Origin of the sequence: Cellulophaga geojensis KL-A, assembly GCF_000568425.1 — a bacterium.
GTDB classification, from domain to species: domain Bacteria; phylum Bacteroidota; class Bacteroidia; order Flavobacteriales; family Flavobacteriaceae; genus Cellulophaga; species Cellulophaga lytica.
This window is the reverse complement of the sequence record NZ_ARZX01000050.1, coordinates 1-3169: the sequence shown is the minus strand read 5'-3', so window position 1 is coordinate 3169 and position 3169 is coordinate 1. Positions and strand designations below refer to the sequence as shown.

Here is a 3169-nt window from a genome sequence, read left to right as displayed (position 1 = left end):
ATCCCGTAACTGACGGTTATACCTACCGTTGGGCTTAATATAAAAAAACTACATCCTGAATGAATGGCATTGAGAGATTAAAAGAAAATTTGAACGAACAACAGTTGGAAGCTGTAACAGAAACAGAAGGTTTTGTTAGAGTAATTGCAGGCGCAGGTTCGGGAAAAACTAAAGCTCTTACTCAAAGATATGTCTACATAGTTGAAGCATTAGGAATTAACTCTTCCAATATTCTGTGTGTCACCTTTACAAACAAGGCTTCACAAGAAATGCGAAAAAGAGTAAAAAAATTAGTCGGAGAAAATTCAGACTTAAGTTACATAACCACTTATCACGGATTTTGTGTTAGAGTTTTAAGAGAAGACATAAACAAAATTAAGTACCCAAAGAACTTCATAATAATGGACGTTGAAGACCAAAAAACTGTTCTTCGACAAGTTTATAATGAATTGGGTTTAACATCAAAAGTCTTTACTTTTAAGCAAGTTTTAAGATATATAAGTAAACAAAAAACTTCACAGGAATATCTGCAATACATCCTTGAATCAAAGAAAAAAGAAACAGATAACGAAATCGAAAAGGTCTTTATTCGGTATTTGGAAAAACAACAAAGAAATTTCGCTTTAGACTTTGACGATTTACTAAATTTTGCTCTTTACATATTCGTAAATAATCCTGATGTTCTTGAAAAGTGGCAAAAGAGATTACACTATATTCAAGTTGACGAAACTCAAGATAGTTCGCAAAAACAATTTATGCTAATTGAGATGCTTTCTCAGTTCCATAAAAATCTTTTCGTGGTTGGCGACCCAGACCAAACCATCTATGAATGGAGAGGTGCAAAACCTGAAATTTTGGTTGATTTTGATAAACAATTTACTGATTCAAAAACAATCATAATGAATCAAAATTATCGTTCAACACCCAATATTTTAAGTCTAGGTAATCACATCATAAAAAACAATAAAATTCGAGTAGACAAAGATATGTTTACTCAAAATCCAGAAGGTGTTGAAGTTGTTCATTTTCACGGAGAAAATGACTATGAAGAAGGATTATGGGTTGCAAATGAAATCAAAAGACTTATTGCAGATGAAAACTGTAAACATTCTGATTTTGCAATATTATATAGAGCAAATCACATTTCACGTAGCATTGAACAATCGTTAATTAGAGAAAATATTCCATATTCAGTTTTTGGAGGTATAAGATTCTTTGAACGCAAAGAGATTAAAGATGTCTTAGCTTATTTACGCTTGATTGAGTTTGAAGATGATTTTTCTTTTTTAAGAGTTGTAAATACGCCAAGTAGAGGTCTAGGCAAAAAATTTATTGAAAATGTCGCCAAAATCGCTGAAAAAGAAAACATTTCTCTTTATTCAGCATTACAACAAAATATATCCCAAAAGGATTTAAGTCGTAAAGGAGCAATTGAATTTATTGAACTTATAGAAAAGTATAAAAAAGCAAAAACGGATTTAATTATTTCAGATTTAGTAAAAGAAATAATGGATGAAAGTGGATTATCAGCTTATTACAGAACTGATGGAGACACAGATAGGTTAGATAATATCAAAGAACTTCAGAACTCTATAATTTTATTAGAAACACAAGACGAAGAACAAATAAACCTTACTGAATATTTGCAAGAAATTGCACTTTACACAGATATGGATATTGAAGATGACAGGAATGACCGAGTTAAATTAATGACTATTCACACTTCTAAAGGTTTAGAGTTTCCTTACGTTTTTCTTTGTGGCTTCACAGAAGGTGTTATACCAAGTGCAATGTCAATTAAAGAAAGAAGAGCAAAAGCACTTGAAGAAGAAAGACGTTTAACCTACGTTGCTATTACAAGAGCTGAAAAAGCATTTTATATGACCGAATCAGAAGGTTTCAATTTCAGCACAGGTTTAAATAAATATCCTTCTCGTTTTTTATTTGAAATAAGCGACAATTATTTTGTGCGAAAAGGAGAATTAAGTCAAGAAATCATAAATGAAGCTAAAAAACAACTTAAACTTGACGCAAGTCGACAATTAATTCAAAAGAAATTTGATGTTGGAGATTTGGTAAATCACTTCATTTGGAAACAAGGTAAAGTAATTGAAGTAAACGAAGAAAAAGGAGAATATCAAATTGAGTTTATCGAAACAGGAAAAACTAAACCAATAAATTTTGAATTTAGAGGTTTAACAAAAATCGAAAAACCAACTGAACACAAAGAAGAAGAAAAGATTGAAAAATCTAAATCAGATGATGACTCGAATTCATTTGCAGAAAACGAAATTCAAATTAAAGAAAGCAATAAAACAGAAATAGTTAAAAATAAAAGCGAAAAGAAACCAGAAGAAAATAAGGAGTTTAAATTAGATAAGAAAATCCAAGCGAAAATCAAACGATTTGCGAAAAAGGAATACCCTGATGATAAGGAAATGAGAGATTATGTATACAAAAATCAAGTTGAAGCATTTTTGTATATGACAGCCGTAACAGATAATGAATTAGAGGAATTTGCAATAAAACAATACAAAAATGATTATTGTATGCAACAACATATCTATGATAAAAATGTGGTTGCTAAAAAATATATGGCTTCTGTTAAAGATTCAGAAATTGAGATTTTAGCAAAAAAGGATTATCCGCTCGATTACGAAATGCAACAATATGTTTATGACAAACAACTTGATGCAAAACAAAAAATGTCAAAATTTGAAGATAGTCATATTAGAAAAAAAGCTATTGCAGAATATCCTAATGACTATGAAATGCAAGTTTATTCTTATGAAAAATTCATCTCTGAAAGAAAAGAAAAAAAAGATACTAGTAAAGTACTAATTGATTTTGAACAAAAGAAAAAAGAAGCCCGAAAAAGAATAGTTGATTTAAAAGAAGAAAAGGCAGAGCTTGAGAAAATAAAAGGCGAAAATTCTAAATCGGAACTTTTATCTGAACCAAAAAAATCGGACAAAGAAATAGCTAAAGAACAAGAAACTGAGGAAAAAATACTAAGCCCAACAATGTATAAAAGCAATAGCGGGGAAAGTGAATCAATAAAAGAAAGTACGAATAATAAAAAGCAGTTTTGGTGGAAAAAGTTGTGGTCTTAAATCCACTACTGCTCTTATACTAGACCGTTAGCATTAATTTAAATAAACTCTACTAG

General features: G+C 30.1%; 1 protein-coding gene. It reads left to right on the top strand.

All coding sequences use genetic code 11. The features are described 5' to 3' along the window. Nucleotides 1–59 precede the first annotated feature (59 nt). The gene (locus KLA_RS16980) at nt 60–3113 is read left to right on the top strand and encodes an ATP-dependent helicase (RefSeq protein WP_152536873.1); all 3054 of its coding nucleotides are present in this window, start codon (nt 60–62) and stop codon (nt 3111–3113) included. Nucleotides 3114–3169: the final 56 nt, after the last annotated feature.